Origin of the sequence: Streptomyces sp. NPDC052043, assembly GCF_044548235.1 — a bacterium.
Taxonomy (GTDB): Bacteria; Actinomycetota; Actinomycetes; order Streptomycetales; family Streptomycetaceae; genus Streptomyces.
In genome coordinates this window covers 127,239-152,442 of record NZ_JBIUBT010000017.1, presented here as the reverse complement: position 1 = coordinate 152,442, position 25,204 = coordinate 127,239, and the positions used below count along the sequence as shown (strand labels likewise).

General features: G+C 73.5%; 16 protein-coding genes. 5 read left to right on the top strand and 11 right to left on the bottom strand.

The window, feature by feature from the left end; translation table 11 throughout:
• Positions 1-179: 179 nt before the first annotated feature.
• The gene (locus ACIHCX_RS33270) at positions 180-1,454 is read left to right on the top strand and encodes a DUF418 domain-containing protein (RefSeq protein WP_400036197.1); all 1,275 of its coding nucleotides are present in this window, start codon (positions 180-182) and stop codon (positions 1,452-1,454) included.
• 62 nt (positions 1,455-1,516) lie between these two features.
• Here ACIHCX_RS33270 and ACIHCX_RS33265 read toward each other — a convergent pair whose 3' ends face one another.
• The gene (locus tag ACIHCX_RS33265; protein ID WP_400036195.1) at positions 1,517-5,569 is read right to left on the bottom strand and encodes an endo-alpha-N-acetylgalactosaminidase family protein; all 4,053 of its coding nucleotides are present in this window, start codon (positions 5,567-5,569) and stop codon (positions 1,517-1,519) included.
• Between the two features lie 253 nt (positions 5,570-5,822).
• Entirely contained in the window at positions 5,823-6,863 is a 1,041-nt protein-coding gene (locus ACIHCX_RS33260; RefSeq protein ID WP_400036193.1) for a LacI family DNA-binding transcriptional regulator, read from the bottom strand.
• 244 nt (positions 6,864-7,107) lie between these two features.
• Between ACIHCX_RS33260 and ACIHCX_RS33255 the strand changes: the two genes are divergently transcribed.
• Positions 7,108-8,916 (top strand): glycoside hydrolase family 35 protein, encoded by a 1,809-nt coding sequence (locus ACIHCX_RS33255; RefSeq protein WP_400036191.1) that lies wholly within the window; start codon positions 7,108-7,110, stop codon positions 8,914-8,916.
• 53 nt (positions 8,917-8,969) lie between these two features.
• Here ACIHCX_RS33255 and ACIHCX_RS33250 read toward each other — a convergent pair whose 3' ends face one another.
• From ACIHCX_RS33250 to ACIHCX_RS33210, 9 genes are all read right to left on the bottom strand, one after another.
• A complete protein-coding gene (locus ACIHCX_RS33250; RefSeq protein ID WP_400036189.1) occupies positions 8,970-9,803 on the bottom strand; it encodes a maleylpyruvate isomerase family mycothiol-dependent enzyme in 834 nt (277 codons plus the stop codon).
• A gap of 153 nt (positions 9,804-9,956) precedes the next feature.
• Positions 9,957-10,751: a maleylpyruvate isomerase family mycothiol-dependent enzyme gene (locus tag ACIHCX_RS33245; protein WP_400036187.1), complete on the bottom strand. Its 795-nt coding sequence runs from the start codon at positions 10,749-10,751 to the stop codon at positions 9,957-9,959.
• Positions 10,702-11,379 carry a TetR/AcrR family transcriptional regulator gene (locus ACIHCX_RS33240; protein ID WP_400036185.1) on the bottom strand — a complete coding sequence of 226 codons (678 nt, stop codon included), beginning with the start codon at positions 11,377-11,379 and terminating at the stop codon, positions 10,702-10,704. Before ACIHCX_RS33240 ends, ACIHCX_RS33245 begins: the two co-directional genes overlap by 50 nt.
• Positions 11,380-11,533: 154 nt before the next feature.
• Positions 11,534-13,126, bottom strand: coding sequence for a class I adenylate-forming enzyme family protein (locus ACIHCX_RS33235; RefSeq protein WP_400036183.1), 1,593 nt, complete (start codon positions 13,124-13,126; stop codon positions 11,534-11,536).
• Between the two features lie 130 nt (positions 13,127-13,256).
• On the bottom strand, positions 13,257-14,261 hold the full coding sequence (locus ACIHCX_RS33230; protein ID WP_400036181.1) for a UbiA family prenyltransferase: 1,005 nt from the start codon (positions 14,259-14,261) through the stop codon (positions 13,257-13,259).
• Entirely contained in the window at positions 14,251-14,517 is a 267-nt protein-coding gene (locus ACIHCX_RS33225; RefSeq protein WP_400036179.1) for a hypothetical protein, read from the bottom strand. Before ACIHCX_RS33225 ends, ACIHCX_RS33230 begins: the two co-directional genes overlap by 11 nt.
• Positions 14,514-16,244, bottom strand: a complete 1,731-nt coding sequence (locus ACIHCX_RS33220) for a CoA transferase (protein WP_400036177.1) — start codon at positions 16,242-16,244, stop codon at positions 14,514-14,516. The genes ACIHCX_RS33225 and ACIHCX_RS33220 overlap by 4 nt, the downstream gene beginning before the upstream one ends.
• Positions 16,245-16,640: 396 nt before the next feature.
• A complete protein-coding gene (locus tag ACIHCX_RS33215; protein WP_400036176.1) occupies positions 16,641-17,303 on the bottom strand; it encodes a response regulator in 663 nt (220 codons plus the stop codon).
• Complete coding sequence (locus tag ACIHCX_RS33210; protein WP_400036174.1) at positions 17,300-18,424, bottom strand: sensor histidine kinase; 1,125 nt, start codon at positions 18,422-18,424, stop codon at positions 17,300-17,302. The genes ACIHCX_RS33215 and ACIHCX_RS33210 overlap by 4 nt, the downstream gene beginning before the upstream one ends.
• A 210-nt stretch (positions 18,425-18,634) precedes the next feature.
• On the opposite strand from ACIHCX_RS33210, the gene ACIHCX_RS33205 reads away from it, so the two are divergent.
• The 3 genes from ACIHCX_RS33205 (at position 18,635) to ACIHCX_RS33195 (ending at position 25,126) form a co-directional block, all read left to right on the top strand.
• Positions 18,635-20,815, top strand: coding sequence for an MMPL family transporter (locus ACIHCX_RS33205; RefSeq protein ID WP_400036172.1), 2,181 nt, complete (start codon positions 18,635-18,637; stop codon positions 20,813-20,815).
• Positions 20,816-20,895: 80 nt separating this feature from the next.
• Positions 20,896-22,041: a winged helix DNA-binding domain-containing protein gene (locus ACIHCX_RS33200; RefSeq protein ID WP_400036170.1), complete on the top strand. Its 1,146-nt coding sequence runs from the start codon at positions 20,896-20,898 to the stop codon at positions 22,039-22,041.
• A gap of 223 nt (positions 22,042-22,264) precedes the next feature.
• Positions 22,265-25,126, top strand: a complete 2,862-nt coding sequence (locus ACIHCX_RS33195; RefSeq protein WP_400036168.1) for a SpoIIE family protein phosphatase — start codon at positions 22,265-22,267, stop codon at positions 25,124-25,126.
• Positions 25,127-25,204 lie beyond the last annotated feature (78 nt).

Sequence of the window (25,204 nt, the reverse complement as noted above, 5' to 3'; positions counted from 1 at the left end):
CAGCCCCTTCGCTCGATCTGTATCACGCGGGGTGTCCGCCCGCTCGCGGACTGCGGGGGCCTCCCGCTGGTCGGCGGCGGGTGCCGGCCGACCGGCCGGGACGGCTCCGGCCAGTCGGCCGGGTGTCTCCGGAAACGCGGCATATACACTGGTTCGGGTATTTCGAAGAGTTTGGGGATATGACGCAGAACGCATTGTCGACCGGGCCGTCGCAGGTGCCGTCACAGACGTCGTCCGGGCCGGGGGCCGAGCCCACGTCCACCCGGGCCGGGCCGCCGTCGACCGGACGGCTGATCGGCATCGACCTCGCGCGCGGACTCGCGGTCTTCGGTATGTACTCCGCCCACGTCGGACCCGATGTGACCGTGGGCGGACCGGTGGGGTTCCTGCTGGAGGCGGCACGGGGCCGCTCCTCGGCGCTCTTCGCGCTGCTGGCCGGCTTCTCGCTGATCATCCTGACCGGCCGGCCGAGCCCCCGGATCGGGCGGGCCGGGCGCCAGGCGGTGGTCAGGATCATGATCCGCGCCGCCGTGCTCGTGGTTCTCGGCTACGCCCTGACCGCCCTCGACACCGGTGTCGACGTGATCCTCAGCTTCTACGGACTGCTCTTCCTGGCCGTCCTGCCGCTGTACCGGTTGCGGGCCGGGGTCCTGGCGCTCCTTGCCGCCGCCGGAGCACTGCTCCTGCCCCAGATCCTCTACGTGCTGCGGATGTCGATCGAGCAGGGACACTGGGCGGACGCGGTCGTCGCCCGGGACCCGCTGGCCCGGATCACCGGCACGGACGGCGTCATCGAACTGCTGTTCACCGGGGGGTATCCGGTCCTCGCCTGGATCCCGTTCCTGATCGCGGGCATGGCGGTGGCCCGGCTCGACCTCACCCGGCCCGGCGTCCGGTCCCGGCTGGCCGCGGCCGGCGGCGCCCTCGCCCTGCTCGGCTACGGCGGCTCCTGGCTGGCCCTGCGCCTGGTCCCGCACGCCCTGGCGGCCGTCTCGGCCGCCACGGACGGCGGCTCGGCGAACTCGGCGTGGTGGTCCGACCGGGTCGGCGAGACCGGGGACCGCATCCCGCCCGCCTGGCTGCTGGTGGCCGCGCCGCACAGTGAGACGACGTTCTCCATCCTCGGCAACACGGGCGTGGCCCTGGTGGTCATGGCCGTGTGCCTGATCGTCGCCGACCGGCTGCCGAGGCTCACGCGCCTGACCGGGCCCGTCGCCGAGGTCGGCATGATCGCGCTCACCGTGTACGTGCTGCACATCGTCGCCCTGTGGCTCCTCTCCGACGTCTGGCACGTGGCCGCGGTCGACGACGACGGCATGTCCGCGCTGCCGGTGCTCCTCGCCTTCATCGCCGCCGCCGTGCTGCTCGCCGCGGCATGGACCAGACTGTTCCGGCGCGGCCCCCTGGAGTCCCTGCTCCACCTGGCCACCGGCCCGGCCCGGCACGTCCCGTAGCAGGGCCTGCCGCCACCGGTGGTGAACACACCGGTGGCGGCAGGCCCGGGCAGGTGCCGCTGCTACGGCCGGTCGGCCGGCGGGTACCCGGTGGGCAGGTCCACCGGAGTGCCGTACACGCGCATCTCGGCGGCGGCCGCGAACGGCTGGCCGTTGAGAGCGTTCAGCGCGGTGAACCGCACGTAGGAGGCGCGCACCGAGGGGAAGGAGATCCGCTGCATCTGCGGCGAGTCGACGAGGGTGCCCCGGGCCACCGTGGTCCAGGCGCGGCCGTCGTCGGACACGGCCACCTCGTAGTCCGCCACCCGGCCGTTCGGCCCGCCGCTCTGCCGGTCGAGGTAGCCGAAGCCGTCCACGTCGGCCGGACCGGCCGGCTTCAGCGTCACCCAGTGCGGGTACGGCGCGTCCCCGTGGCTGTAGTCGGTGTGCCAGATGGTGCCCGGGTCGCCGTCCAGCACGTTGGACACCGGGCCCTCCGCCGGTCCCGAGGAGAGGTTCTCCGAGTCGGCGGTCGCCGTCATCGAGCCGGGTGAGAGGACCGGGACGGTGGAGACCGTGGCCCTGGCGTCCGCCGACACCGTCTTGGTGGCGCCGGAGTCGGCGTAGACGGCCGTCGCCTTCCAGGCCGCCGACGTCCCCGCCGCGCTCTCCGGCGGGGTCAGGATCCAGGTGGTGCTCACGGTCGCGCCCGGCTTCACGCTCGCGAAGAGGTTGCCGTCGCGCTTCTCGACCATCGCGGTCCAGCCGTCGGGCAGTCCGTCGAGCCGCAGGGCGACGTTCGTGACGTCGCTCTGCTCGTTGTTGGTGAACGTCGTGACGTACTCGCCCGGCACGCCGGGGCTCAGGTCGGTGCCGGCCGGGGTGGCCACGCTCGCGCAGGCGGCGCCGCCGCTCACCGGGCCGAGGTCGGTCACGCGGAAGTCGTCGAGGACGAAGTCCGTACCGGCCGCGCCGCCGAGCTTGCGCAGGCCGACCCAGGTGTCGCCGCAGCCGGCGACGATCTCCTTGGAGTACGTCGCGGTGTCCAGCGCGGGGGCGAGGGTCTCGCGGGTGATGTCCTGGGAGACGACCTTGCCGTCCCCGATCCGGTCCGCCCCCGTCACCCAGGCCCACTGGCCCTCGACGTTGGTCTGGTACCGGAACGAGACCGCGTACTTGTGCCCGGCGGTGAACGGCACCGTGGCGGGGACCGTGCGGTACACCAGGCCCGTGTTCTCCTCGTGGGCCTTCAGCGAGTGCTTCCCGCCGATGACGTCGTCCACGGCCTGGCCCTTGAGGGTGCCCGAGGCGTAGGGCGAGTAGGTGTTCTTCCAGGTCTTCTGGCTGTACGGGGCGTGCAGGTCGCTGACGCTGGTGCGCGGGTCGGTGGAGCCGCCCGCGTCGCCCTTCACGAACGGTCCCCAGCCGGGCTGGTTGCCCTCGAAGTCGTCCTGGGCGACCACGGTGCCACCGGACGGGCCGTCCTTGCCCCGCGGCAGCGGCGTGGAGGTGTCGGCCATGATCCGCACGTCGTCGAGGGTGACCGCCGCGTCCCCGGCCGCCGCGCCGATCGCCACGGTGGCCTTGCCGTCGGCGGGCGCGGTGAAGGCGACGGACGCGCGCTGCGCGTAGGTGCCCTGCTTGGAGTCGGCGGCCATGGTGTTCCGCAGCGGGGTGGTGTCGAAACCGTTGCCGGCCCGCACCCCGTCGCCGGTCACGTCCAGGGTGACGGCCCGGCGCTGCCCGGCGGCGACCTCGACGTCGGCGCTCAGCGTGTACCGCCGCCCCGGCTTGAGGTCCTTGACCCGCTGGGAGATGCCGGACTCGCCGGAACCGAGCCGCACGACGTTGTCACCGGTGGCGCTGCGCGTGACCGCCGCCCCGCCCCGCGGGTTCCAGGCGTCCAGGCCGCCCGAGTTGAAGCCGGGGTCGACCAGGCCGGTGCCCTCGCCGTAGTGCGCGTCCCGGTGCGGGGCCTGGTTCCCGTTCGGGACCAGGACGTAGGGCTGGTCCTTGTCGCCGGTGAGCGTCACCCGCCCGTCCTGGGCCTTCACCTGGGCGGCCTTCACCCGGCCCTGGTCGGTGAGCTTGTACAGCGTGAAGGTGCGGGTGGAGGCGAACTGCCGGGTCAGGTCGAAGGTGTGGGTGCCGCCGGAGGCGCTGTAGTAGTACATCTTGTCGGCCCGGCCCGGCGAGGAGGTGCCGTTGCCGCCCTTCGCCTCGCCCCAGGGCAGCAGGTAGGTGTCGCCGTCGAGCACGACCGCGTCGTCCATCGACACCTGGCGTCTGCCGTCGGCCATCGCGACCCGGACGCCGCCGGTGAGGGTGGCGGACTTGCCGAAGTCCCAGTCCATGACCTGGTAGTGCTGGAGGAACTTGGTCGGCAGGTTGTCGGTCCAGATGTTCCGGTAGAAGGCGTTGAAGTCGTCGTGGCCGGTCCAGCCCTCGAACTCCTTGACGCTGGCCCCGCCGAGCAGCGGGTCCACGTTCCACACGTCGCGGTCGGAGTTGGCGATGAACCGGACGATGTTGGAGTTGATGCCCTTGTTGGTGGCGCCGCCGTAGCCCTTGTCGCTCGCCCAGTGGGACCAGGTCGACGTGCCCTCGAACTTGTAGGCCCACTCGGTCGCGATCTCGAAGCCCGTCGTCCGCAACTGCGCGGCCAGCGAGTCGGCCAGCCAGCCGCTGGAGTAGTAGACGTCGATGTAGAGGCCCTTGACGCCCGGGGCCTCGTGGCGCAGTTGCTCGAACCGGTCGAGGACGGCTCCGGAGCCCAGGTCGGCGCGCTGGTCGATGTGGTACGACTGGTTCAGCCAGTCCCAGCCGTTGACCTGGCCCTTGACCAGGGCCTCACTGAAGTTCTTCGCCTGCGGGTACGCCTCGGTGGCGTTCACGTGCACGGCGAAGTCGGCGTTGTACCCGGCGCCGGCCTGGGTGAGCTTGTTCAGGTCGGCGAGCCCGCCGGCCCGGGTGTTGTAGTTGCCGCCGTAGTCCGGGTGGGCCGAGTCGTGGCCCTCACTGGCGTAGCCCTTCTCCAGGACCCACTGGCCGAGGTTGTCCGTGGCCATCGACACGCGCTTGACGTTGTCGAGCGTCTTGAGGAACGGATTGGTCGCCTGGCTCGCGAAGTTGAAGGGGATGTGCTGCACGACGCGTTCGGGCACCCGGTCCGCGCCGAGCGGCCGGGGCATGTGGTCGCGGTAGGCGATCGCGCCGTCCTGCCAGTCCACCCGGCCGTCGCCGTTGGCGTCCGCGGAGAGCACGACGGTCGCCTGGGGAAGGGCGTACGTGCTCACCCGCGGGTCGGTGGCGCCCCGGGGCGCGTAGGTGTAGGTGCCTGCCGACAGCTCCGCGCGCCGGGCGCCGTTGCCGGCGTCCACGATCCGCGACTGCAGGCGGGTGTTCCCGTTGTCGTTGTTGTCCTGGGCGGAGTCGTCGGTGGCGTTGGTGATGATGCCGCCGGCCAGATCACCGTTGCTCACGAAGCCGTACGGCGTGCCGACGGCGGCCTTGTCGGGGGCCGTCGCGGCAGTGACCGGGACGAACTCGTCGGCCGTGGTGGTCGAGTCGGTCGAGATCCTCGTACGGGCCAGGGTCGTGCCCGGGGAGGAGGAGTCGGCGGACACGAGTGACTGGTCGGGGATCGACAACTGGTCGACGGTGTGGGCGGCGGCGCCCTCGATGCTCTTCACCGCGAAGACGACGGTCCTCTGGTCGGTCACCGTGATCGTCGAGGTGATCGTGAGGTCCGGCAGATCGGCGAACACGGAGGTGTAGACGGCCTGGTTGCCGTGCGCCTTCATGGTCGTGGTGGCGGTGTGCGCCGTGCCGTTGACGGTGAAGGTGTCCAGGGCCCGGGCCTGGCCGTCGAGCGTTCTGCCGCCCATCGTGTACGAGATGACCTGCGGGAACTCCTTGGCCACCTGAACCGTCAGGCCGGGTCCGGTCAACTCGACCGGTGTCGCGGGGTGGTCCGGGGGAGCCGGCGCGGCCGTCGCGGTCGCGGTGGCCGGGTCGGCATGGGCGGGAAGGGCACCGGCCGACAGTGTGCCCAGCGCGAGCAGCGCGGCGGTCGCGGCGGCGCCTGTTCTTGACCGGGGTGTGCGTCGAGGACGTTGCGAGTGGATGGCATCCACGCTGGGGCCTCCTGATGACTCCGGAACGGGAGAGCGAGGAAGACGGGGCCCTTGCCGGGCCGTGATGACGCTGATGGGGCGGGGGAGACAGTAGGGGAATGGCATCGATAACACCAGACGCCGACGGCGATTCACCCGTGGGCATGGCATCGCCGCGCATCCCGGCAGGCAACGTCCGCCGCCGGCCGCGGCGGCCGCTGCGGCCGTGAGCGGCCGTCACCCGGCGCGGCTGCGGACGTGGGCGGGGGGCTTCCTACTGGCCGCCGCTCCGCATCGGCGCGGTGCTCGCGCGCACGATCAGGGCCGGCTCGACGGACGCGGGGTCGGGGGCGGCGCCCGGGTTCTCCAGATGGCGCATGAGATGGGCGACGGCGAGCGCTCCCATCTGCGTGAACGGCTGGGCCACGGTGGTCAGCGACGGCGAGCAGTACTCGGCCAGGGCGATGTCGTCGACGCCGACGACGGAGATGTCGTCGGGCACCCGCCTGCCGAGCTCGTGCAGCGCCCGGATCACTCCGAAGGCCATCTCGTCGCTGGCCACGAACACCGCCGTGACATCCGGGATCCGGCCCACGACGAGGCCGTTGCGATACCCGGACGCGGGCGACCAGTCACCCTCCAACTCGGGCGGGACGCTCCTGCCCTCCGCCTCCAGCGTGTCGCGCCAGCCCTGGGTGCGGCTGACCGCGTCGAGCCACGCGCGGGGCCCGGCGACGTGCCAGACCGTCTCGTGCCCGAGATCCAGCAGATGCCGGGTGGCCAGGCGAGCGGCCTGGGTCTGGTCGACGGCCACCACCTCGGTCGCGGAGGTGCGCGACCCGTCGATGGTGACGGTCGGAACCGAGCCCGTGAGCTGCTCGATCCGCCTGCTGACGTGGATGAGCGGGACGGCGAGGACGATCCCCTCGACGCCCTGCTCCGCGAGCCGCGCCAGCGCGCCCTCGATGGCGGAGGTGTCCAGGGAGGCGGTGGTGGCGGTGGAGACCGAGTAGCCCCCCTCGCGCGCCGCGTTCTCGATGCCGTACAGGACGGCGGTGCGCGAGTAGAAGGTGGTCTGGAGCGTCACCACGCCGAGGGTGCGGCTGCGGCCGGACGACAGCATCCGCGCCGCGTTGTTCTTGCGGTATCCGAGCTGGTCGACGGCCGCGAGGACCTTCGCCCGCGTTCCCTCCCGCACGTTGGGGTGGCCCGCCAGAGTCCGCGACACGGTCTGGGGGGAGACCCCGGCGAGCCGGGCGACATCGGTCATGCCCGGGGGCCGTGCGGCGTCGTCGCCCTCGCTCCGCTGCTTCATGGGTTCCCTCGTTCGCTCCTCCGACGGCGATGATAGCGCCCGCACGGCGGTGTCCGGGCTGCTCGGAGTGCCTGTCCGGGCGGAGAAGGGGCGGAGAAGGAGGGGAAAAAGGAGCGGAGCAGGCCGCCATTGGCATCGCTAACATCCTGTGTCATAGTTCCGGCACGTCAGCGTGTCCGGCCGTGCGGCGGACCGCGGGGGAGCCGGGTTCCGCTCTCCCCACCCCACACCGAAGGGAGAGGCCGTGAAGAAGCCCACCACGCGCACGGCGGTGCCCGCCCTGTCCCACGCCGACGGCGCACTCCTGCGAAACGGCCGCCCGCACCGCGTCCTCGCAGGGTCGCTGCACTACTTCCGGGTCCACCCCGACCAGTGGCCGGACCGGCTGGCGCGACTCGCCGCCCTGGGCCTGAACACGGTCGACACCTACGTGCCGTGGAACTTCCACGAGCGGCACCGGGGCCGCACGCGCTTCGACGGCCCACGCGACGTCGAGCGGTTCCTGCGCCTCGCGCAGGAGGCCGGCCTGGACGCGATCGTGCGACCCGGCCCGTACATCTGCGCCGAATGGGACAACGGCGGCCTGCCCGCCTGGCTGACGGGCACCCCGGGGATGCGGCCTCGGTGCTCGCACGGCCCCTTCCTGGACGCGGTGGCGGGCTGGTTCGACGAGTTGATCCCGCGCCTCGGCGCCCTTCAGGCGGCGCGTGGAGGACCCGTCGTCGCGGTGCAGATCGAGAACGAGTACGGCAGCTACGGCGACGACCACGGGTATCTGCGGTGGGTCCGCGACGCCCTGGTGGAGCGCGGCATCACCGAACTGCTCTTCACGGCCGACGGCCCGACCGAGTTGATGCTCGACGGCGGCACCCTGCCCGACGAGCTCGCGACCGCGACGTTCGGCTCCCAGGCGGCCGAGGCCGCCGCGCTGCTGCGGACGCGCCGACGCGGCGAGCCGTTCGTCTGCGCGGAGTTCTGGAACGGCTGGTTCGACCACTGGGGGGAGCGGCACCACGTCCGGTCGCCGCGGAGCGCGGCGGGCACGCTCGGCGACATCCTCGACACCGGTGGCTCGGTCAGTCTCTACATGGCCCACGGCGGCACCAACTTCGGGCTCTGGGCAGGGGCCAACCACGACGGCGAGGCCCTCCAGCCGACCGTCACCAGCTACGACTCGGACGCGCCGATCGCCGAACACGGCGCGCTCACCCCGAAGTTCTTCGCCGTGCGCGACCGGCTCAGCGTCCTGACCGGCCCCCCGGAGCAGCCACCGCCCACCGACCCCGCGCTGCTGGCACCCCGCGCCGTCCCGGTCGTCCGGGGCGCCGCACTGCTCGACGGGCTGGAGGCCGTGTCCCGGCCGGTGACCTCACCCCACCCGCTGAGCTTCGAGGAACTGGGGCAGTCCTCCGGCCTGGTGCTCTACCGCGCGCACCCGAAACTCCCCGAAGGCGCCCTCGAACTGGCCGTCACCGGGCTGCACGACCGCGCCCAGGTCTTCGTCGACGGAGCCCCGGCCGGGGTCGTCGACCGGGAGGCCGGCTCGCTCACCCTCCACGGCACGGGCCGCCGGGTACGGCTGGAACTCCTCGTCGAGAACCAGGGACGGATCAACTACGGCCCGCTCCTCGGACAGCGCAAGGGCATCCTCGGCCATGTCCGCGTGGGACGCCGGATGGTCCACGGCTGGACGATGCGGCCGCTGCCGCTGGACGAGTGGTCGGCGCGGGAACTCGCCCGCGCCGCGGCCGCCACCAGCCCGCGGGGCCCGGCCGGATTCGCGACGGCACGGTTCACGGTGGACGAGCGGGCCGACACCTTCCTGGCGTTCCCCGGATTCGCGAAGGGGTTCGCCTGGATCAACGGCTTCCTGCTCGGCCGGTACTGGGAGATCGGCCCCCAGGTGACGCTCTACCTCCCGGCGCCGCTCCTGGTGCCGGGCGAGAACACCGTCACCCTGCTGGAGCTCGAACGCCTGGGGGAGCGGATCGAGTTGCGCGAGGCGCCGGAACTGGGGGAGGCCGAGGAGTACATCGAGACCTTCTCCTCGTAGCGGTGCCGACGCAATGTCCGAGGGCCGCGACGCGGCGGAGCCGGGCGGGCGGATCAGGGTGCGGTGAACAGGTTCGGGAAGCCGGGCGCGAGCCAGGGCTTGCGGCCCCAGGCGATGACGTGCCCCCTGGCCATGGCCCACCACGGGGTGCGGCGGCCCAGCGCGATGAGGAGGAACGCGACCGGTTCGATCAGGATGGTGCAGTCGGGCCGGAGCGGAGGCCGCGGGGTCACGCGCACGGCGCCGTCGTCGAGAGCGACGCCGAACGTGGCGCCCCCGCGCAGCCGGATGGAATAACGCGCCGTCACGCCCGCCGTGGACGCCGCGGCGACCCTCGGCATGACCAGCAGCATGAACGGCATGCACAACCCGACACGTCCGGGGTCGACCATGTGCGGGCGGCCGAGGGCCCGCGCCAGGTCGTAGCCGTGGCCCAGCATGTGCGTCAGGAGGTAGGACGCGAGCGTGGCCCTGCCCATGCGGCCCAACGGCGTGACGAGCGCCGGTTCGTCCGCGGCGCCCTCGCCCGCGGCCCGATCCACGGCGTCCAGGAACGCCTCGGCCTGTTCCGCGATCATCGCCGCCAGTGGTTCGGGCCGACGCTCCTCGAAGGCGGCGAGGGCCCGCGCGTTGGCCCCGGCCAGGCTCTGCGGTGTGCCGTCCCCGTAGGGGCGTTCCCGCCCGCGCGCGAGGTCGGCCATCAACTCGTTGGCCAGCGCCAGATGGGCGGCCGCCTCGCCGACCGTCCACGCGGATCGCGGTACCGCGCGCGTCGAGTCGGCCGCGCCCCGCAACAGTGCGGCGATGTCACCGGCGGTCTCACGTATCGCCTCCGCGAGCTCTTCGGGCAGCCGTCCCCCGCTGCCCTGCTTCATGGTGGGATGCATGCCCTTCGGCTCCTTCCTGCCGCGCGTGCGCGCGGTCGAGTCCCGCCGGCAGCGGGACGCCGAGCGTACCGGGCCGGTCGGCCGGCGGGTGAGTACCGCGACGGCCGGCCCATGGCCCCGGCAGGGCCCACTGCCGGGGCGCCTGACGAGTGATCAGAAAACGATCCGGGCGCGGCGGGCGGCCGCAAGAGCCGCGTCGGTTCCGGAGACCAGTTCCAGCGGTACGTCCGGATCGCGTCCGGCCAGGGAGCGCAGACAGGCGACGGCGTCCGCCCGGACGACCGACGCGGGCTCGCCCGAGCCGATCAGCCACGTGCCCCCGGCGGGCCCGGTGAGCTCCAGTGCGACGGGCGCTCCCGACCAGGCCAGGGCCAGGTCGCGGACCACCTGCTCGACGATGAGCCGGTCGTGCTCTCCCACCACGAGGGACTGTCCCGTGGCCCGTGCCAGGTCGATGCGGTGCATCCACAGGTCGCGGTTGTAGATGGTGTCGAGCAGGTGGCCGACGGACATCCGGGGTGTCTCGGCCACACCGGTGCCGACCCTGGCACGCCGCATCAGTCCCGGGCGGCGCCGACGGGCCTGTACGGCGTGGGGCCACAGCAGTGCGAACCGCTCGGCCAACTCCGGTCCGGACGCGGTGGCGTGGTCGGCGACCTGCGCCGCCATGTGCGCGTCGACCGGGCCCATGCCCCGGTGGCGCAGCCGGCCCGTGATCTCCCTGCGCACCATGGTGGCCAGGGAGATGTTGTCCTCGCACTGGGCGACGAGATGGGAGACCAGCGTCCGCACGTCCCATTCCACGCAGTCGGTGGGGCGGTGCCAGTCGTCGTCGCCGAGCTTCGCGAGGACGGCCAGGGCGGCCCGGCCCTCCGCCTCGGCGACCGCGGCCGACTGGTCACGGTCGGTACGCGGCAGGCGTGCGGCCTCCTCGTAGGTCTGTGTCATCGCACTCGCCCTCCTCGGGGGCGTAGAAGTGGAAGAACATGTCCACCGTCGTCCGGGTGAGCCGGGTGAAGCGGCCTTCCTCGACCCGCGCGGACGGCTCGTTGGCGAGCTGCTGGCTGATCACGCCGGCCATCAGCGCCGTGTAGAGGGCCACCCCGTCCTCCTCGGCGGCGGCGGGCGACAGTTGCCCGGCGCCCACCGCGGCCCGGAGAGCGGCCCGCAGGAGTTCCAGTTGCCGTACCGCGGGTTCGAAGGCCCGCGGGGTCGGTTCGAATCCGGGCACGGGCCGCCAGTACAGCAGTTGTGCCAGCACCGGATGGGCCATGGCCCAGGCCACGGTGGCCTGCTGGCCCGCCAGGAGGGCGCCGCGCGGATCCCGGGACAGCATGGCCCGGTACGGCTCGAGCACGCCGACCGTCTCACGCATCCCCCGCTCGAACAGGGCATCGTAGACGGCGGTCCTGGACGGGAAGTACTGGTAGAGCGAGGGCGGCCGCATCCCCATCCGCCGGGCCACCTCGGCCAGGCTCAGCGCGGCCACGCCTTCCTCCGTCATCACCTCGAGCGCGGTGTCGAGGATCTCCCGCACGGTGTCGTTGCGTCGGCGCAGCCTCCGGTCCTCCCTCATGGCATTAAGAAAACCTAATGGGCGTAGGGGAGTCAATACCCCGTCAGTTCCGCGACCGGACACGCGGGGCACAGGCGTGCGTCGACTGCCCCTGTCCTCGCGCCGGGGCCGCACCGCTTACCCACCTCATCGCCCGATGGAGCCGGGTCCCGGCTCAGGTCCACCGCCCCGTGCCGTACGGCGGTGCGCCGTCGAGCAGCCGGTCGCGCAGTTCCTGACGCCGGACCTTGCCCGTCGCGGTGAGCGGGAGCTGGTCCAGGGGCAGCACCGTCGGCTCGCCGAGCGGCGGAAGGTCGGTCACGGCCTGCCGCCACGCGCCGATGTCCAGCGTGCCGTCCCGGGTCACCAGGACCGGCTGCGGCAGTCCGCTCGCGCGGCCGAGCACCACCGCCTCCACGACCTCCGGCAGCCGGTCGTGGATCACGTCCTCGATCTCGACGCAGCTGCCGTCGGGGATCGCGTCCACCTCGCGGTCCAGCAGGAGCAGCCGGCCGGAGCGGGTGATGAGGCCCAGGTCCCCGGTGGTGAACCAGGGACCGGACAACTTGGCGCGCATCCGCTCCGGTTCGCTGACGTATCCGGCGCACAGCGTTCTCGTGCGGGCCTGCACCAGGCCGGGCCTGGCACGCCCCACGGGCTGGAGGGTCGCCGGGTCCACCACGCGCAGTGCGGTCCCGGGCACGCTCCGCCCCAGGTCACGGGTGGTGGGATGGCGTTCCCCCGTGGCGCGCACCGACCTGCGCGTCAGGCAGCGGAAGGTGAGCGGCCCGGTCTCGGACTGCCCCCAGACCTGCACCCACAGCGGCAGTCGGCGCCGGGTCGCGGTCAGGAACGTCCGTACCGTGGGCGGGTGGACGGCGTCGTAGGTGTTGATGTAGAGCCGGACGTCGTGGAAGGGGTTGTCCGGCGACCCCGCCAGCGGCTGCCAGCGCACGAAGGCCGAGGGCGTGGCCTCCAGCACGGTCGGCGGGTGGGCGCGCAGGACGGGTTCGGCGAGCCGGGGACCGTAGCCGTCCAGGATCACCGCCGCGCGCGGCGCGAGCCAGAACACGCTGATGGTCCAGGCGAGGCCCCGCCCGTGCGCGTACGACGCCGCCTGGGCGACGGTGTCGTCGCGTCGGGTGGACACCAGGGGCAGGCGCCGGGTCTCGGCCGCGGCGATCCGGTGGATCAGCGTTCTGGCGGAGTGCCGGACCAGCTTGGGGACCCCGGTGGTTCCCGAGGTGTGCATGATGGCCAGGGTCAGGTCGTCCGGGCGGGGGCGGGGCGGCGGCGTCCGGTGGCCGCGCACGTCCGCGAGCGGGACCGCGCCGGGTGCGGGGGCGTCGAGGGTCAGGGTGCGGCGGGTGAAGGCGGTGAGGTCGGTCTCCTCACCGCGCGCGGCCGCCAGCGTGGCCGAGGTGGTGACCAGAGCGGCGGCGTCGAGGCGCTTGAGCAGCACCTGGAGCGTCTCCGCCGGGAGGCGGTCGGAGATCAGCGCGGGCACCGCGCCGATGCGGGCGGCGGCACAGGCGAGCAGGACGTAGTCCCAGTGGTTGGGTTTGAGCACGGCGACCCGGTCGCCCGGCGCCACGCCCAGCCCCTCGAGCCAGCCCGCCGCCTGGCTCACCAGATGGGCCAGGTCCGGGATGTCGTACGTGGTCCGGCCGTCGTCCGCGATGTCCAGCGGCCGGCTCAGATGGACCGTCGTCCCGGTGCCGCGGTCGGCCAGGACGTCGAAGAACGGTCCGGGGGCGAGGAGTTTCATCGGGTGACCTCCGAGGAATCGCGTTGCGCGCACGGGAGCTGTGGGAAGGTCGGGCGTGGCGCGGAGGGCCGGGTGGGCCTCCGCGCGGGGCGCGGGGACGTCGGCTCGGGTCCTCGCGCCGCCCTCCGGCTCAGGCGAGGCTGGTGTTCAGGAGGTTGACCGCCACCAGCGTGACGACGAGGATCCGGTGGGCCCGGATGCCGATCAGCCGGCCGCGCAGGACGTCGCCGCGCACCATGCCGACCGTGAACTGCCTCACGCGGGTCGCCTTCAGCGGGACGAAGGCGAGCGGGAACCACCACGGGGCGGTCCCCAGCAGCGGCGCGCTGACGATCACGGTGGTCTCGACGACCGAGAGCGCACCGACGAACCGGCGGTTGCCGGCGAGGGACAGCGGACGCGCGGCGGTCGGCCGGCCCACCACGCGGTCCCCCTCGACGTCGTGGGGGTTCGAGTACACGCCGAACAGGACCGGCCCCAGCCCGAACAGGAACGCCTCCACGACCGCGAGCCCGGTGAACTCCCCGGTGAGCAGGCCGAACAGCGGCAGCACGAAGGCCCAGCCGACCACGGCCAGGTTCACCTCCTGAAGGCCCGGGAAGGTGAACCGCAGGCCCCACGAGTACTGCGGGACGAGGACGGCGGCGGCCGCGAGGGCGAGGACGGCCCACACCGGGCGGTGCGGCGCGCAGACCAGCGCCACCGTCCAGCACAGCCACCCGGCGAGAAGCGCGCCCCAGGCGAAACGGACCGCGGCCGCCTCGGTGAGCGCCTCGGCCGGCAGTGGCTTGCGGGACAGTGCCCGCCCCGGCGCGTCGGGGCCGTAGTGCGCGGCGTCGCTCCCGTCCCGGTGGCCGGTGACGTCGCCGAACGCGACGGCCGCCGCCACCAGGCACACCTCGCCCAGCAGGAACGCGAGCAGCGTCGGCAACGACGCCCCGTCGAACCGCTGGGCCGCGGGGAGCAGCGACCAGACGACGGCCAGGCTGAGGTAGTGGTCGACCATGCCGAGCTTGGCCGACCGGAGGCAGGCGGGCAGCCGCGGCCCCGGATGCCGGCCGGGGCGGACACCGACGTCGCCGACGTCCTGGGGCGGCGGCTCCGTGGCGGTCTCGGAGCCGAGGTCACTGGTCATGGACGCTCCCTGTGGTCGTGACGCCGGGCGCCCGCGGGGTACCCCGCGCCGTCGCGATCCGCCGGGCACGCCGGTCGAGGGTGCCCTCGGGGCCGACGGCCGAGGGCCGTTCGGGGTGTGCCGCGGCCCGCGCGCGGAAGAGGGCGCAGAGGCCACGGCCGGGTACGGGCCCCTGTTCGGTGGGCCGGTGGCGCGGCCGTGCCGGGACCCGGTCGGGCACGTCGACGCCGCCGGCCGTGGTCCAGGTCTCCGTCATGCGGTGAACTCCCAGGGTGTACCGGGCAGAACGCAGCCGGCCCGGGTCAGTGCGGCGCCGAACCGCGGGTCCGCGGCGAGTTCGGTCAGGTCGGTCGTCAGTGGGACCGACGGCGCCGGACGGCGGCAGGCGGCGGCGCCACCGGATCCGTGCCGGGTCAGTACGGCCGCGGCGGAGAGCAGGGAGGTGTCCACACGCAGCGGCGGGGCGCTCACGTGCCCCGCGCGGCCGGTGGCGGACCGCGCCACCAGCGCGGCCAGCACCCCCTCGGCGCAGACCAGCCCGCCGAGCACGTCGAGCAGCGTCATCAGCGACGGCGTCGGCGGCTCGCCGTGCCGCGCGGTCAGCCCGGCCAGACCACTGCCCGCCTGCACCAGGTAGTCGGTGCCGAGCGGCGGGGTGGGCCCGAGGGCCTCACCCCAGCCGGAGGCCCGGGCGTAGACGAGGCCGGGCCGGACCCCGGCCAGATCGGTGGCGTCGAGATGCCACGCGGCCGCCTTGCCGGGAGCCCAGTTGTGCAGGAACACGTCGGCGTCGCGCACGAGTTCACGGAGCGTGTCGCGGCCGCTCGGGGTCCGCAGGTTGGCCTCCGCCACGTCCTTGCCGTGGTTGAGCGCCAGGAACCGGGCCGAGCAGTCGCCGACCATCGGCTCGGTGCCGCGCAGGGGGTCCCCGCCGGGCGGTTCGACCTTGACGACCCGGGCCCCGAGCCGGGCGAGCACGTTCCCGGCGAGCGGTCCCTGCACCCGTCCTGTGGACTCGACGACGACCAGCCCGGCGAGCGGCCGGGACACCGTGGGGGCGGCCGCCGCGGGGGAGGGCACCGCGTGCCGGGATGCGGACAGCGCGCTGACGGTCCACGGGGTCTCGGGCAGGGCGGTCGGCTCCGGCGCGTCGAGGCCGTGGACGGGCAGCACGCTGACGTCGGTCCGGGCGCCCGCGGTGCGGATCACCCGGTACGGACGCCGCGCGGCGACGCGGTGCAGCGCGGCGGGCAGCGGGCAGACGGCGGTGGCGAACCGGTGCTGGAACGGCGGCCAGCCGCGGCGGATCGCGGTCCGCTCGGCGTCGAGGACGGTCCAGAAGCGTTGCCAGGCCTCGGCGTCGAGGGTGTCGATCTCGAACCTGACCCCGTCGGCGCTCGTGAACGGCGGGGCGCCGGCGTCCGCGGCGGGGCGCGCCACCGGCACCGGCACGTCCGACGGGTGCGCGGGGGCGGCGCTCGCCATGGCCAGGTACTGGCCCGCGGCGAGGAGCGCGCCCTGCGCGACCGAGGTGCTCACCCGGCCGATCCGGGTGCCGCGCGCGGCGGCGTGGAACGCGGCGAGCATGCCGGTCACGGCGAGCACGCCGGTCACCGCTCCGGCGTAGTCGAGTCCTAGCGGCGTGGGCGCCCCGTACCGGCGCCCGTGGATGTGGGCGATGCCGCAGGCGGCCTGCACGTCGGCCTCGCTCGCCAGGGGCAGCGCCACCGGGCCCGCCCAGTCGAGGGCACAGGTCAGGCTGCCGGAACCCGAAGCGGTCACGAGGGTGCCCGCGTCACCGGCGTCACCGGTGCCCTGCTCCGGACCCGCGGTGGCCGGTTCGCAGCCGAGGAGCGCCAGGTGCTCGGCGGCGACCGCGAGCGCCGTCGAGCCGCCCGCGGCGGTCAACGGGATCCCGGCCAGCGGCCGGTGCGGTTCCGGCGCCCGCCGCGCCTCCCTGCGTACACACGCGTCGACGCTCACCGGGATCGCCGCCCCTGCACGGAGTAGATCACGCACGAGCCGGCCGGACCGAGGACGCCGGCGAGGGGCGCGGTGGCGAAGGGCCTGCCGTCAGCGGATGTGTGCATGAGATCCCCTTGGACACCTCGGGCCCGTTGCCCGACGACACACACAGAAGATCACATCGAGCGACAGTCATCTCGCTCTCCGTTTCGGCCCGTGTTGGGTCGCGCCGCGGCATCCCCGCAGTGCGGCCCGGGTTTGCCGCCGGGCAGGCCGGTTCCGGGGGCCCGCGGGTTTCACTGCGCGGAGTGACCACGATCGCCCGGTCGGAGGCGCGTGGCCCGTCGGTCTCCGGGACCCGCGGCGGCCCGTGCACGACGCACAGCGGTGGCGGTCGCCGGTGACCGGACGCGGTCAGCGGCTCCGCGGAGTCACCAGGCCCGATTCGTAGGCGAGGACCACGAGTTGGGCGCGGTCGCGGGCCCGGAGCTTGACCATGGCCCGGTTGACGTGGGTCTTCGCGGTCATCGGGCTGATCACCATGCGGTCGGCGATCTCGTCGTTGGACAGCCCCTGGGCGACCAGGGCGACGGCCTCGCGTTCGCGGTTGGTCAGTTCCTCCAGGCCGGGGCCGACGCCCCCATCGAGCGGCTGGGTGACGTACCGGCTGATCAGCTTGCGGGTGATCGACGGCGCGAGCAGCGCGTCGCCCCGCGCGGCGACGCGCACGGCGTGCAGGAAGTCCTCCGGCACGATGTCCTTGACGAGGAACCCGGCCGCGCCGGCGCGCAGCGCGTCGAAGACGTACTCGTCCAGGCCGTAGTTGGTCAGGATGACGACGTGCACCCCGGACAGCGCCGGGTCCGCGGCGACGCGCCGGGTCACCTCGATGCCGTCGAGGACCGGCATCCGGATGTCGACGAGCGCGATGTCGGGCAGATGCTCCCGGACCAGGGCCAGGCCTTCCTGCCCGTCGCCGGCCTCGGCCACCACCTCGATGCCGTCCTCCAGGTCGAGCAGCGCGCGGAAGCCGCTGCGCAGCAGCGGCTGGTCGTCGACCAGCAGGACACGGATCACGACGTCTGCTCCACGGGAAGTTCGGCCTGGACGGTGAAGCCGCCCCCGACGCGCGGCTCCGCCCGCAGCCGGCCCCCGAGGGCGGTGACGCGCTCACGCATCCCGAGCAGTCCGACACCGGGCATCGGGGTGGTGTCCGGCGTGGCCCTGCCGTCGTCGTCGACCCGTATCGTGAGCGCGTCCGGACGGCAGTCGATCCGGACCGACGCGGTGTCCGCGGCGGCATGCCGGGCGATGTTGGTCAGCGACTCCTGGACGATCCGGTAGACGGTCCGGTCCACCGCGGCGGGCACGTCGTGCGGTTTCCCCTCGATCGTCAGTGTCGCGTCCAGGCCGATGGCACGGGCTCTTTCCACCAGGTCCGGAACGTGGTCGAGGCCGCGTGGCGGGGCGGTGTCGTCGTCGCGCAGCGCCTCCAGGGTGGCGCGCAGCTCCCGGCTCGCCTCACGTCCGGCCTCCTGGATCGCCAGCAGGGCCGCCGGCACCTGCTCGCCGCGCCTGCGGGCCACATGCACGGCGACCTCCGCCTGCACCTTGATGATCGAGATCTGGTGGGTCAGCGAGTCGTGCAACTCCCGCGCGATGTGCAGCCGTTCCTCGTCGGCACGGCGCCGCGCGGTCTCCTCCCGGGTGCGCTCGGCCTCGTCCGCCCGCCGCTCGGCCTGCCGCAGCGCCTCGCCCGCCGCGCCGGCCGCGACCAGCCAGGCCACCTCCAGGGCGCCGCGGGCCTGCGCGAACGCCTCCCCGAGGTCGTGCAGGGAGGCCAGGGCCGCGAGGGGGAGGGCGGCCAGCATGGCCACGCTCGTCACCACCGTGACGGTGCGGTGCCCCGCCCGCATGGCGGCGTACACCGCGAACAGGTAGGCGACGGCGGGCACATCGAAACCGGCCGCCTGGTACCCCACCGCGCACAGTCCGGTCACGGCCAGCACGGGCAGCGGGGCCCGCCGGCGCGCGGCCAGCGCCAGGCCGCCGGCCGCCAGCAGCGCGTAGCCGAGCAGGCCGAGGCCTTCGGCGGAGTGCTGCCCGGACAGCCCGGTGGCCAGCAGCGCCCCCGCCACGCCGACGGCGATCGCCCAGTCCCCGGCACCGGCCGGAACACCGAACCGTCCTCTGTCCATGGGCGCACCCTAGCGGGATGCCGCCGCGGGCGGATCACGCTCGCGGACGAGCGCCCCTGTACCGCGCCCGCGGTACAGGGGTGGCGCCCGTGGTATGCGCGGGCTCCCGCCTGCGCCGTCGGCGGCAGCCCGAAGTGTCTGCGCCTGCGGGACGTCTCCAGGCGGGTCCGGCGGACATGATCGGGCGATGTCCAGTCGCAGGAGGAGAAGATGACGGCAACCGACACTCCCCGTACGGAAGGAGCCCTGGCGGGACTGGCCCGGTTCTGTTACCGGCGCCGCCGCCTGGTCCTGCTGACCTGGATCGTCAGTGTGGTGGCCGTGGCGTTCTTCGGCTTCCGCTTCGGCGCTGCCCCCGACAACGACTTCACCGGCGGGGAATCCGGGTCGGCCAAGGCACAGGCCCTGATCGAGAAGCACTTCCCCGAACGGCAAGGGGACACGCTGACTCTCGCCATCAGGGCGGAGAAGGGGATCGACGACCCCGCCGCCCGCGGGAAGATCGAGAAGGTGGTCGCCGATCTGGCGGACTCCCCCGAGACGGGGCCGGTGGTCTCGCCGTACCAGAACGCGAATCTGGTGACGAAGGATCGCCACATCGCCCGTACGACGATCCCGCTGACCGACAAGAACGTGGACAAGGCCAAGGTCAAGCCCTTGGTGGACGCGGTCAGGGACGCCTCAGGCGACGGGGTGACGTTCGGCCTCGGCGGGAACAAGGCGGAGAAGGCCGAGACGCCTGCGCAGAGCCCGGCCGACGGTGTGGGCGTGCTGGCGGCAGCGGTGATCCTGTTCATCGCCTTCGGGTCGCTGGTGGCGATGGGCCTGCCGATCGTGACGGCGCTGCTGGCGATCCTGGGTGGCGTGGCCCTGATCAAGTTGCTGGGGCATGTGGTCCCCTCGCCGGACTTCACCGTGTTCTTCGCCGGCATGGTCGGTCTCGGCGTCGGCATCGACTACGCGCTGTTCATCGTGACCCGCTACAAGGACGCCCTGCAGGAGGGTGACGAGCCGGAGTCCGCCACCGTCAAGGCCCTCGCCACCGCGGGTCACGCGGTGCTGTTCGCCGGTACGACCGTGGTGATCGCGCTGCTGGGCCTGGTCGTCATGCAACAGCGGCTGATGACCGGCGTGGCCGTCGCCACCTCGGTGGCCGTGCTGCTGACGATGATCGCCGCGGTGACCCTGCTGCCGGCGTTCCTGGGCTTCACCGGCTACAGGATCAACTCGCTGCGTCTGCCCCGTCGTGCCTCCCGTCGGCGGCAGGCCGACGACGCCCAGGACGCGGGGCGCCGTCCCCTCGCCGAGCGCTGGGCCGGGGTGGTGCAGCGCAAGCCGCTGGTCGCGGCGGTCGCGGCCGCCGGGATCCTGCTGGTGATGAGCGCCCCCACACTGTCGATGCGGCTGAGCCAGCCCGACGCCAGTGTCCAGCCGCACGACCGGAGCAGCTACATCTCCTACGAGATCCTCTCCGAGGGCTTCGGGCCTGGCTACAGCGCACCGCTGATCTTCGCCACCGAGGTCGGTTCCCGGGGCGGCGACCTGAGCGACGTCGTCGCAGCGGTCAGCAGGACCGACGGGGTCGCCTACGCGACGCCGCCCCAGGTCAGCAAGGACGGGCAGGCCGCCATGTTCATGGCCTTCCCGAAGACCGGGTACCAGGACGCGGCGACCACCGAGCTGGTGCACAGGCTCCGCAACGACGTGCTGCCCCAGGCGTCCGCCGGCGAACAGGTCTACGTCGGCGGCCCGAACGCCGGCACGATCGACTTCGCCGACGAGGCCGGCTCCCGCCTCCCCCTGATGATCGCGGTCGTCATCGCGCTGTCCCTGGTGCTGCTGGTGGCCATGGTCCGCTCGATCACGATCGCGCTCCAGGCCGCGGTGATGAACCTGCTGTCGATCGGCGCCGCCTACGGTGTGCTGGTCGCGATCGTGCAGTGGGGATGGTTCGGCCCGGCCCTGGGGTTCCCCACCGCCATGCCGGTCACCACCTGGGTGCCGATGATGATGATGCCGGTCCTGTTCGGCCTGTCGATGGACTACGAGGTCTTCCTGATCTCGCGGGTCCGTGAGGAGTACGAGCGCACCGGCGACACCCGCGGCGCCGTCACCGTCGGGCTGGCGCGGACCGCCAAGGTCATCACGGCCGCGGCCGCCATCATGGTCGCCGTGTTCACCACCTCCCTGCTCGGCCCCGACCTCGCGGTCAAGCAGGGAGGGCTCGGTATGGCCGTCGCCGTCCTCATCGACGCCACCGTCATCCGGATGGTCCTCGTTCCCGCCGTGATGGAACTGTGCGGCAAGGCCAACTGGTGGATGCCCGGACGCCGGGCACCGAAGGCGAGCGCGGCCGAGAGCGCCGAGGTCGGGGAGGAGGTCAGGGTCTGACCCTGACCTCCGGTGGAAGTGCGGGGGGCCCACGGGGGGTCTCCCGCACAACCGGCCGACGTGCGGGGCATGATGGCCCGATGGTGACCGCACGCGCCCTCAACCGCTCCACTCTCGCCCGGCAGTTGCTGCTCGCCCGGGAGCCGCTCACCGCCGCCGAGGCGGTGCGGCGCGTGGTCGCCCTCCAGGCACAGCAGCCCGCCTCGCCGTACCTGGCGCTGTGGAACCGGCTCAGCGGCTTCGACCCGGCCGGCCTCGACGCCGCCGTGACCGGCCACCGGGCGGTCAGGTCGACACTGATGCGGATCACGCTGCACATGGTCCACGCGGCGGACTACCGGGCGTTCCGCGAGGCCATGGAACCGACCCTGCGCGGCTCCCGGCTCGGCGACCCCCGTTTCACGGCCTCCGGGCTCACCGCCGCCGACGCCGACGCGCTGGTCCCGGGACTGCTGGAGTACACCGGCCGGCCGCGGTCCGCCGCCGAGGTGCGGGGCCGGCTCGAGGAGGTCCTGGGCACACCGGTGGAACCGACGGCCTGGCGCATGCTGCGGCAGTACGCGCCGCTGTGGCACGCGCCCACCGGAGGCCCCTGGTCGTTCGGCACCCGGCAGTCGTACATCGCCGCCGCCACACCGCCGACGCTGGCCGATCCGGACGCCGCCCTCGCGGGGCTGCGCACGCTGATACGCCGTTACCTGGAGGGCTTCGGCCCGGCCTCGGTGCCGGACATGGCGCAGTTCGCGCTGGTCCAGCAAGCCAGGGTGAAAGCGGCGCTGCAGGGGCTCACCGCCGAACTGGAGCAGGTGGCAGGGCCCGGCGGCACGGTGCTGTACGACATCCCCGGCGCGCCGCGGCCGGCCGAGGACACCCCGGCCCCGCCCAGGCTGATGGCGATGTGGGACAGCATCCTGCTGGCCTACGCCGACCGCAGCCGCGTCATCCCACCCGCGTACCGCAAGCTGGTGACGCGCGTCAACGGCGACGTGCTGCCCACCCTGCTGGTCGACGGCTACGTCGCGGGCGTCTGGCGTCCCGTCGACGGAGGGATCGAGGCCACCGCCTTCCACCCGCTTCCCGAGCACGTCTGGCGCGGGCTGGCCGCGGAGGCCGGATCACTCGTCCTGTTCCTCGCCGACCGCGAGGACTCGGTCTACCGGCGCTACGGCCACTGGTGGACGAAGGGCCTCCCGGCCGCCGAGACACGCCTGCTCCGCGGCGACTGAGCCGACGGGCCGCGCCCCGCCGCGGGGCCGCCGTCCGTCATCCGCGAGGGACCCTCGTGTCCGCACGGCGAACCCGCCTCGGCCCCCGTGACAATTAGCCCCATATGTCGCATGTTGTCCTTCGCGTCGCAGTAGGTCTACGGTGAGTGGATGTGGAGGAGTTCCCGGACCGGCCGAACGGCGACACGACCGGGGAGCACTTTCGTGTGAGGAAGTGATCCCGGTGCCCATCGCATGGGATGACATCGGCGGGCTTGCCGATGCCCACGAGCGTTTTCTGACCGGTGCGCTGGTCGAATCGGACGTCCGCGGCCTGGTGCTCGACTCCTGGAAGCGGTGCTGGTTCGCGGGCTTCGAGCCGCATCGGCCGGGGTTTCCGCGCGCGATCGAGCTGGACCCGGACGACCGGCTGCTGCGCGCGGCCGAGCCGGTGCTGAAGGCCCTGTCCGCGTCGCTCACCGACATGAACGTGACGGTCGTGCTGTGCGACGGGCGGGGCCGCATGGTCCAGCGGCACGGGGGAGGCCGGCAGCTCCTGCAGCGTCTCGACAAGGTGCAGTTCGCGCCCGGATGCGACGCCTCCGAATCGGCCGCGGGGACCAACGGCGTGGGCACCGCGCTGGCCGGTCGCCTCCCGTTCTACGTCGTGGGCCGTGAGCACTTCGCCGACTGTCTGCAGCCCTTCGCGTGCGCGGGCGCGCCCGTCCGCAACCCGCTCAGCGGGCGTACCGAGGCGGTCGTCGACCTCTCCTGCCTGCGTGAGCGCAGCGACCCCGTCATGCTGCGGCTGGCAGGCGAAGCCGCACACGACATCGAGGCGGAGCTGCTGGAGCAGGCCACGGCGCGGGAAAGGGCCCTGCTCGCCGCGTACCGACGGGCACACCACGGCACGGCCGGATGGTCCTGGTCCGCGTGCGCACCGCCGGGTCAGGACGACGACCACAAGGGAAGCGGGCTCGGCCGGATCGATCTGGCCCTGCTGCGGGAGAAGGCCGAGGCGCTCATCGCCTCCCCGCAGCACACCTTCGACGAGGTGACCCTGACCGGTGGGCGGGTCGCCACGCTGCGGCGTCGCCCGGTCACCGGACCGACGGGCGAGGCCGGTGTGGTCGTCGAGGCCCGCGTATTCGGCGGACCGAGCCTGCGCGTCACCGGACCCGGTGCTTCGACGGAGCCGTCCCGGGCCTCCTCGGCGGCCCCCGTCGCCATTCCGCCCGCGCCGCCCCTCGTCGCGCCGAAGCCGGACGGGACACCCCGGGTCGCCCCGCGCACGCCGGTGACCGCGCCCCTTGCGACACCCGCAACCGAAGGGCCGCACACCCCGGCCCGGGCCGGCACGGACGATCACGGCGACGAAGGAGGAAGCTGGCCGCTGCTCGTCGGCGAGCCCGGCGTCGGCCGGCTGGCAGTGCAGGCCCGCCGACGTCTGGAGCTGCTGCACGACGCCGGCCTGCGGATCGGCAGCACGCTGGACGTCACCCGGACCGCCGAGGAACTGGCGGAGGTGGCCGTCCCCCGGTTCGCCGACTTCACCGCCGTCGACCTGCCCGATGCCGTGCTGCGCGGCGAGGAGCCCGAGCCGTTCCGCGCGGGCACCGCGTTGCGCCGGGTGGCGTTGGGCGCGGTGGAGGAGGAATCCCCTCTGTACGGTCTCGGCGAAGAGGTCCGGTTCATGCCGTTCACACCGCAGGTCCGCAGCCTGGACAGCCGGCAGTCCGTCCTCGAACCCGTCCTGTCCGAAGCCGGCGGCTGGTTCGCCCAGGACCCGGAGCGCGGGCAACGGATCCTCGCGGCGGGCATCCACTCCCTGATCACCGTGCCGCTGCGGGCCCGGGGCGCGACCCTCGGAGTGGCGAGCTTCTACCGCTGCGGCAAACCGGCCCCCTTCGAGGACGACGACCTGTCCCTGGCCCAGGAACTGGCCGCCCGCGCGGCCATCTGCATCGACAACGCCCGCCGCTACACGCGCGAGCACAACACCGCCCTGGCGTTGCAGCGCAGCCTGCTGCCCCGGGGCCGGCCGGAGCAGAACGCCGTCGAGGTCGCCTGCCGCTACCTGCCCGCGCAGGCCGGAGTGGGCGGCGACTGGTTCGACGTCATCCCGCTGTCCGGCGCCCGGGTGGCACTCGTGGTCGGCGACGTGGTCGGACACGGCCTGCACGCCGCCGCCACCATGGGCCGGCTGCGCACCGCCGTGCAGAACTTCTGCTCCCTGGACCTGCCGGCCGACGAGCTCCTCACCCACCTCGACGACCTGGTGGGCCAACTCGACCGGGGCGAGGGCCGGGCGGCGGACACCCCGGAACCGGACTCGGGGATCATCGGCGCCACCTGCCTGTTCGCCGTGTACGACCCGGTGTCCCGGCGGTGCACCCTCACCCGCGCCGGGCACCCCCAGCCCGCGGTGGTCGCGCCCGACGGCACGGTGGAGTTCGTCGACCTGCCGTCGGGGCCGCCGCTCGGGCTCGGCGGCGTGCCGTTCGAGACCGTCGAGCTGGAGCTGGCCGAGGGCAGCCAACTCGTGCTGTACACCAACGGCCTGATCGAGGACCGGCTCCGGGACGTCGACACCGGCCTCGACACGCTGCGCACCGTGCTGGCCCGCGCCGACCGCGGCCCGGAGGACACCTGCGAGGCGATCCTCGACGCACTGCTCCCGGCCCGGCCGGCCGACGACGTCGCCCTGCTCGTCGCCCGTACGCGCGCGATGGGCCCCGAGCACGTCGCCGAGTGGGACCTGCCCAGCGACCCGGCCGTCGTCTCCCGTTCCCGTGCGGCGGTCATCGACCAGCTCACGGCCTGGGGGCTGGACGACCTGGCCTTCACCACCGAACTCGCCGCCAGCGAACTGGTCACCAATGCCGTCCGGTACGCCACCGGCCCGATCCGGCTACGGCTGCTCCGCGACCGCGCCCTCATCTGCGAGGTCTCCGACGGCAGCAGCACCTCACCGCGGCTGCGCCGCGCCACGAGCGAGGACGAGGGCGGGCGCGGGCTCTTCCTCGTCGCCCAGCTCACAGAGCGGTGGGGCACCCGTTACACCACCGACGGGAAGGTCATCTGGACGGAACAGCCCCTGCCGTGACAGTCGTTCGCCGCACCACATCCGTTCTCCCGCCGCCTGCTGGGCCCCAGGGGCGCCCTCTGCGCGCCGGACGCGGCC

Coding starts and splice junctions, on each gene's coding strand:
- ACIHCX_RS33270 (WP_400036197.1), top strand. CDS start 180: ATGACGCAGAACGCATTGTCGACCGGGCCGTCGCAGGTGCCGTCACAG.
- ACIHCX_RS33260 (WP_400036193.1), bottom strand. CDS start 6,863: ATGAAGCAGCGGAGCGAGGGCGACGACGCCGCACGGCCCCCGGGCATG.
- ACIHCX_RS33250 (WP_400036189.1), bottom strand. CDS start 9,803: ATGCATCCCACCATGAAGCAGGGCAGCGGGGGACGGCTGCCCGAAGAG.
- ACIHCX_RS33245 (WP_400036187.1), bottom strand. CDS start 10,751: ATGACACAGACCTACGAGGAGGCCGCACGCCTGCCGCGTACCGACCGT.
- ACIHCX_RS33240 (WP_400036185.1), bottom strand. CDS start 11,379: ATGAGGGAGGACCGGAGGCTGCGCCGACGCAACGACACCGTGCGGGAG.
- ACIHCX_RS33235 (WP_400036183.1), bottom strand. CDS start 13,126: ATGAAACTCCTCGCCCCCGGACCGTTCTTCGACGTCCTGGCCGACCGC.
- ACIHCX_RS33230 (WP_400036181.1), bottom strand. CDS start 14,261: ATGACCAGTGACCTCGGCTCCGAGACCGCCACGGAGCCGCCGCCCCAG.
- ACIHCX_RS33225 (WP_400036179.1), bottom strand. CDS start 14,517: ATGACGGAGACCTGGACCACGGCCGGCGGCGTCGACGTGCCCGACCGG.
- ACIHCX_RS33210 (WP_400036174.1), bottom strand. CDS start 18,424: ATGGACAGAGGACGGTTCGGTGTTCCGGCCGGTGCCGGGGACTGGGCG.
- ACIHCX_RS33205 (WP_400036172.1), top strand. CDS start 18,635: ATGACGGCAACCGACACTCCCCGTACGGAAGGAGCCCTGGCGGGACTG.
- ACIHCX_RS33200 (WP_400036170.1), top strand. CDS start 20,896: ATGGTGACCGCACGCGCCCTCAACCGCTCCACTCTCGCCCGGCAGTTG.